A 6,600-nucleotide genomic window follows, 5' to 3' on the forward strand; every position below is an offset into this window, starting at 1 on the left:
CGCCGACGGCGCGACATCGCTTCTGGTTTCCGGCAGCGGCGCGTCGCCGGCGATCTCGGCGCTGACGGGGGCGACCTTCATTTCGCCGAGCCGCGCGCGGACCGCCGAGGTCAATCCGGGATAGGAGGCGACCGGCGTGAAGTCGAAGGACTGCTCGTTGCCGACACGGATGCCGGTGTAGGCGACGAGGCCGTCGGTGGTCGCGATCACGTCGCCGGCGCGCAGCGAGGCGTCGAGCGCGAGGTCGACCGGCGCGAGCCCCGCCGGATCGCGGCCGTTGCAGGTGCAGTCGGCGCGCAACGCCTTGCGATAGGCGAAGGCGTTCTCGCTGTCGGCGTAGCGTTCGCCGGCGGTCGATGCGGCGCTGTCGATATGGCTGCCGTAATAGACCTTGGTCGCGCTCGCCGGACAGAACGCCTGGCAAAGCTGCGCCGGCGTGGCGTTGCCGCGCATCGTCAGCGGAAAATACTTGCCGTCGCAGCTGCGCACGCAATATGCCGGTCCGGAACCGGCCACCCGCGGCGCGGAGATGGGCGCGGACGGTTGCCGCTCGGCCTGCTGGTTGAGGCCGAACGGATCGGCGAAGAAATTGGCCTGCGGCGGCGCCTGCCGGCTCTGCTGCTTCTGGGAACCGCCGAAGAAGAAGTCGAACAGCCCTTCGGCCGAGACAGGCGCGGGCACCACCAGGACGGAACCCGCAAAGGCTGCGGCGACCAGCATCACGCGGCGCCGCATACGCCAATCACTCAACTCTGTACGCAACGCCAACTCCACCCGACGCGCCACGGCGACGAGCTGCCCTGGCGGCTTCACCATAGTGCGGGATGGTAAACGAGCGATTGATTTGGGGTGACGGCATCACACGAAGGCGAGGTCGCGCGAACCGCCCCTTCCACCTCGCCCCGCTTGCGGGGAGAGGGAGCGAATAAACTCAGCCCTTCAGGAACTCGCCCGCCTTGTACAGCGCGCGGAACGGCAAGCCGGCTTCGGCGAACGTCTCGGTCGCGCCTTCCTCGCGGTCGACCATGGTGAAGACCAGGGCGATCTCGCCGCCGGCCTCGCGCACGGCTTCCACCGCCTTCAGCGCCGAGCCGCCTGTCGTGGTGACGTCCTCGACGATCACGATCCGCTTGCCCGCAAGGCTCTCGCCCTTGGCCAGTCCTTCGACGGACAGCTTCGCGCCGTGCTCCTTCGGCTTCTTGCGCACGAAGAACGCCGCGATCGGGTGGCCCTTCAGCCAGGACAGTTGCGCGATGGCGCCGGCGAGCGGCACCGCGCCCATCTCGAGCCCGCCGACGAAATCGAGCTTGTCGTCCTTCAGCGCTTCATAGGTGAGCTCGGCGAGCAGCGCCGCGCCCTCGGGATCGAGCATCGTCGGCTTCAGGTTGAAATAGAAGTCGCTCTTGCGGCCCGACGCCAGCGTGATCTCGCCGCGGCCGAACGAACGCTTGCGGATGATCTCGGCGAGGCGGGCGCGGGAGGCTGATTTGGACAAAGACTTTTTCCCTTGAGGGTTTGAGGCGGGCGGCAATCTATCCACGCTTACCGGCACATTCCAGCGTGGAAATCGGGCCGTCAACAGTGCCCAAGCCGCGATTTCCGCGGGCGTGCTTTCCGGAAAGCGCGGTTGTGCGGCCGTTCCGTTCCCCGTAAGCAGGCGCCAAACACTCGGCCAAACACTTGCCCAAACACTTGCACGGGAAGCGGAAATGACCATCGAGCTGCACACCTGGAACACCCCCAACGGCCGCAAGATCTCCGTGGCGCTGGAGGAAATGGGGCTGCCCTACAAGGTGATCCCGGTGAACATCAGCAAGGGCGAACAGATGGCGCCCGCCTTCCTTGCGATCAGCCCGAACAACAAGATCCCGGCGATCGTCGATCCGGATGGGCCCGGCGGCAAGCCGGTCAGCATTTTCGAGTCCGGCGCGATCCTGCTCTATCTCGGCGAGAAGACCGGCAAGTTCCTGCCGAAGCCGCTGGCGGAGCGGGTCCCGGTCTATGAGTGGCTGATGTGGCAGATGGGCGGCTTCGGCCCGATGCCGGGCCAGGTGCACCATTTCATCGCGCTGGAGAACGAGCAGGACCGCGCCTACGGCCTGAAGCGCTACATGGCCGAGACACGGCGGCTCTACGGCGTGCTGGACCGCCGGCTCGATGGCCGCGATTTCGTCGCCGGCGGTCTCTCGGTCGCCGATTTCGCCATCCTCGGCTGGGCCTGGCGCCATCCGCGCCACAAGGTCGATCTGGCCGACTTCCCCAACGTCAACCGCTGGTACGAGACGCTGATGGCCCGCCCGGCGACGAAGCGGGGGATGGAGGCGAAGCTGGATTGAGGGGCTTTGTCATTGCCGGGCTTGACCCGGCAATCCATCCTCTCGCAAGCGAGTCTTCGCGCCTGCATGTGCAGGCGATGGATGCGCGGGTCAAGCCCGCGCATGACGAGTCGGGCTCAGGCCCGCCGCGCCTCGAGCGCCATCTTCATGGCAAGCCCAGCCAGCACCGTGCCCATCAGCCAGCGCTGCACCAAGAGCCAGGTCGGGCGGGTGCCGAGGAACACCGCGATCGAGCCGGCGGCGAGGGCGATCATCGCATTGACGCTGACGCTGATCACGATCTGGATCGAGCCGAGCGCCAGTGACTGCGTCAGCACGCTGCCGCCGGCGGGATCGATGAACTGCGGCAGCAGCGCCAGATAGAGCATCGCGATCTTCGGGTTGAGCAGATTGGTGACGAAGCCCATCGCGAACAATTTGCGCGGGCCGTCGACCTTCAGCGCCTTGACCTGGAACGGCGAGCGGCCGCCGGGCCTCACGGCCTGCCACGCCAGCCCGAGCAGATAGCCCGCGCCGGCAAAGCGCAGCGCGTCATAGGCGTAGGGAATCGCAAACAGCAGCGCCGTGATGCCGAACGCCGCGCACAGCATGTAGAACACGAAGCCGAGCGCCACGCCGCCGAGCGAGACGATGCCGGCCGCGGGCCCCTGGGTGATCGAACGCGAGATCAGATAGATCATGTTCGGCCCCGGCGTCAGCACCATGCCGAGGCAGATGAGCGCAAAGCCGAGCAAAGCGGATGTGTGGGGCATGATGGGTCTCGCGAGGGATGCGCACACTTCTAGCGTGTCGTCCGCCGCGCGGCCATCTCGGAATTGCTCTCGGAGCAATGTGGTGGCGAAGCCGCTGCGCTCCCTCGCCCCGCTCTTGCGGGGTCGAGACGAGCGAAGCTCGCTCTCAGAGGGTTGGGGTGAGGGGCTGTATCCGCAATGACGGTGAGGGCGGATCTTGCGGTAGCTCCCCTCACCCGGATCGCATTACGCTTCGCTCCATACGATCCGACCTCTCCCCGCAAGCGGGGCGAGGTTAGAAATCAATGCGCCTCGTCCCAGTTGTTGGCGGCGCGGGCGTCGACCTGTAGCGGCAGCGACAGGAGCACGGCCGGGAATGGCGCGTCCTGCATCACCTTCTGCACCACCGGCAGCGTCGCCGCGACCTCGTCGTCAGGCACCTCGAAGATCAGTTCGTCGTGCACCTGCAGCAGCATCTGCGCTGAGAGCTTTTTCTCGGTCAGCGCGTCCTCGACGCGGATCATGGCGCGGCGGATGATGTCGGCCGCGGTGCCCTGCAGGCGCGCATTGATCGCGGCGCGTTCGTTGAAGGCGCGCACCGAGGCGTTGGAGGCCTTGATGTCGGGGTAGTAGCATTTGCGGCCGAACAGCGTCGTCACATAGCCGTTGCGGCGGCAGAAATCCTTGGTCTCGTCCATATAGGCGCGGATGCCCGGGAAGCGCTCGAAGTATTTCTTGATGTAGGCCGAGGCCTCCTCGCGGGCGATGCCGAGCTGGTTGGCGAGGCCGAACGCCGAGATGCCGTAGATGATGCCGAAGTTGATCGCCTTGGCGCGGCGGCGCACCTCGCTCGGCATGTCCTTGATCGGCACGCCGAACATTTCGGAAGCGGTCATGGCGTGAATGTCGAGCCCATCGCGGAATGCCTGGCGCAGCACCGGCACATCGGCGATCTCGGCGAGCAGCCGCAACTCGATCTGCGAATAGTCGGCCGACACCAGCTTGTGGCCCGGGGTTGCGATGAAGGCGCGGCGGATCTTGCGGCCGTCCTCGGTACGAACAGGGATGTTCTGCAGGTTCGGCTCGTTCGACGACAGCCGGCCCGTCGTGGTCGCGGCCAGCGCGTAGGTGGTGTGGACGCGATGGGTCTGCGGATTGACATAGGTCGGCAGCGCGTCGGTGTAGGTCGATTTCAGCTTCGAGACCTGGCGCCACTCCAGGATCTTCTTCGGGAATTCGTGGCCTTGCTCAGCGAGCTCGTCGAGCACCTGCGCGGTGGTCGACCACGCGCCGGTCTTGGTCTTGCTGCCGCCGGGCAATCCCATCTTGCCGAAGATGATGTCGCCGATCTGCTTCGGGCTGCCGACATTGACCGGCTCGCCGGCGATCTCCTGGATCTCGGCCTCGACGCGCGCCGCGGTCTGGGCGAAATCGCCCGACAGCCGCGACAGCACCTGGCGATCGATCGAGATGCCACGCCGCTCCATCCGCGCCAGCACCGAGACCAGCGGCCGTTCCAGCGTCTCGTAGACCGTCGCCATCCGCTCGGCGACGAGGCGCGGCTTCAGCACCCGCCACAGCCGCAGGATCACGTCGGCGCTTTCGGCCGCATATTCGCTGGCCTTGTCGATCGTGACCTGATCGAAGGTCAGCTTGCCCTTGCCGCTGCCGACGAGGCCGCCGTAATTGACGACCGCGTGGCCGAACCAGCGCTCGGCGAGCGCCTCCAGCGCATGCGAGCCGCGGCCGGCATCGAGCGCGTAGCTCATGAGCTGCGCATCGTCGATGTTGCGCAGGGTAATTCCGTGCTGCGCCAGCATCACCGAGGTGAACTTGACGTCGAAGCCGACCTTCTGGATTCCGATGGACTCCAGCAGCGGCCTCAGCGCCGCCAGCGCCTCGGCCGTCTTGATCTGGCCGGGTGCGAGGCCGGCATCGAACAGGCCTGCGCCTCCGCCGGCTTGCCGGTGGCTGAGCGGGACGTAACACGCATCGTTCGGCGCCAGCGCCAGCGCAAGGCCTGCGAGCTCGCCCTGCATCGGGTCGATCGATTCCGACATCGCCTCGATCGCGACATAGCCGGTGTCGGGCACGCGGGCGATGAAGGCGTTGAGCTGATCGAGACTGCCGATCGCCTGATACGCCTTGCGGTCGAAGCCGGTCTTGCGGATCGCCTCGCCGCGGGCCTCGGCCAGCGCTGCCGGCGTGCCCTTGCGGTTCGAATTCTTGTCGTCGCGCGCACCGCTCGGCTTGGCTTTCGGCAGCGGGGCTGCGGCCGATGTCGGAGCGTCTCCGGGTGCCGGCGTCACATCCGACGGCGGCAACGGAGAGAACACGCTCGCGCCGCTCTTGTTGCCGGGATCGGCATCGACATTGGCCGGGTCGATCTGCGCGTAGTCGGCGACGCGGCGGGTGAGGGTGGTGAACTCCATCGCCTTGAGGAAGGCGATCAGCCGGCGCGAGTCGGGCTCGTTCACGGCGAGGTCGTCGAGCGGCACTTCGAGCTCGACCTTGTCGTCGAGCAGCACGAGCTGGCGCGAGATGCGCGCCTTCTCGGCGTTCTCGAGCAGCGCCTCGCGCCGCTTCGGCTGCTTGATCTCGCCGGCGCGGAACAGCAGCTGATCGAGATCGCCGTATTCGATGATCAGCTGCGCGGCGGTCTTGATGCCGATGCCGGGCACGCCGGGCACGTTGTCGGTGGAGTCGCCGGCCAGTGCCTGCACCTCGACCACCTTCTCCGGCGGCACGCCGAATTTTTCGATCACCTCGTCGCGGCCGATGCGGCGATCCTTCATCGTGTCGTACATCACGACCTTGTCGTTGACGAGCTGCATCAGATCCTTGTCCGATGACACGATCGTCGTGGTCGCGCCGTGCTCGCTGGCGAGCCGCGCATAGGTCGCGATCAGATCGTCGGCCTCGAAGCCGACCTGCTCGAGGCAGGGCAGTTCGAAGGCGCGCACCGCCTCGCGGATCAGCGCGAATTGCGGGATCAAATCGTCGGGCGCCGGCGGCCGGTGCGCCTTGTAGTCGGGGTAGAGCTTGTTGCGGAACGTGATCTCCGACTTGTCGAACACGATCGCCAGATGCGTCGGCCGGTTGTCCTCGGGCATGTCGCGCAACAGCTTCCACAGCATGTTGCAGAAGCCGAGCACGGCGTTGACCTGCAGCCCGTCGGATTTGCGGTTCAGCGGCGGCAGCGCGTGGTAGGCGCGGAAGATGTAGGACGAGCCGTCGACCAGGAAGACGTGGTCGCCCTTCGCCGTGGCCTTGGCGGCAACGGGCTTGGGGGCGGTCTTCGATGCGGGCTTGGCGGGGGCTTTGGAGGCTGTTTTCGGCATGGCCGAAACTTAGGGATTTTTGCGCGGATTGACAGCCTTTGTGTCGCTGAATCCGCCCGTGCCACACAACGATTTGTCGTCCCGGCGAAAGCCGGGACCCATTACCCCAAATGATCGTTGTTTGAGCCTGCTGCGGGTCCAGCCTACCCAACGCGGGCAGTCGTGGTAATGGGTCCCCTGAGTTCGCAAACG

At 66.4% G+C, this 6,600-nt stretch carries 5 protein-coding genes; 1 reads left to right on the forward strand and 4 read right to left on the reverse strand.

Annotation, left to right across the window (positions count from 1 at the left end; translation table 11 throughout):
- On the reverse strand, nt 1-735 hold a 735-nt coding region (locus AKL29_RS23560), incomplete at its 3' end, for a DUF2865 domain-containing protein (RefSeq protein WP_244482340.1).
- 196 nt (nt 736-931) lie between these two features.
- Nucleotides 932-1,495, reverse strand: coding sequence for an orotate phosphoribosyltransferase (pyrE, locus tag AKL29_RS23565; protein WP_028333809.1), 564 nt, complete (start codon nt 1,493-1,495; stop codon nt 932-934).
- A 214-nt stretch (nt 1,496-1,709) separates the two neighbouring features.
- On the opposite strand from pyrE, the gene AKL29_RS23570 reads away from it, so the two are divergent.
- Entirely contained in the window at nt 1,710-2,336 is a 627-nt protein-coding gene (locus tag AKL29_RS23570) for a glutathione S-transferase family protein (RefSeq protein WP_028333808.1), read from the forward strand.
- A gap of 116 nt (nt 2,337-2,452) precedes the next feature.
- Here the strand turns inward: AKL29_RS23570 and AKL29_RS23575 are convergent, their stop codons facing one another.
- Together AKL29_RS23575 and polA are read right to left on the reverse strand one after the other, a co-directional pair.
- Nucleotides 2,453-3,088, reverse strand: a complete 636-nt coding sequence (locus tag AKL29_RS23575) for a LysE family translocator (RefSeq protein WP_050385814.1) — start codon at nt 3,086-3,088, stop codon at nt 2,453-2,455.
- A 281-nt stretch (nt 3,089-3,369) separates the two neighbouring features.
- Entirely contained in the window at nt 3,370-6,408 is a 3,039-nt protein-coding gene (gene polA, locus AKL29_RS23580; protein ID WP_050385815.1) for a DNA polymerase I, read from the reverse strand.
- Nucleotides 6,409-6,600 lie beyond the last annotated feature (192 nt).

This window comes from Bradyrhizobium pachyrhizi (genome assembly GCF_001189245.1).
GTDB lineage: Bacteria > Pseudomonadota > Alphaproteobacteria > Rhizobiales > Xanthobacteraceae > Bradyrhizobium > Bradyrhizobium pachyrhizi.

Bases quoted from the DNA above. Each gene is read 5' to 3' on its own strand.
- polA (WP_050385815.1), bottom strand. From the start codon at position 6,408: ATGCCGAAAACAGCCTCCAAAGCCCCCGCCAAGCCCGCATCGAAGACC.
- AKL29_RS23570 (WP_028333808.1), top strand. From the start codon at position 1,710: ATGACCATCGAGCTGCACACCTGGAACACCCCCAACGGCCGCAAGATC.
- AKL29_RS23575 (WP_050385814.1), bottom strand. From the start codon at position 3,088: ATGCCCCACACATCCGCTTTGCTCGGCTTTGCGCTCATCTGCCTCGGC.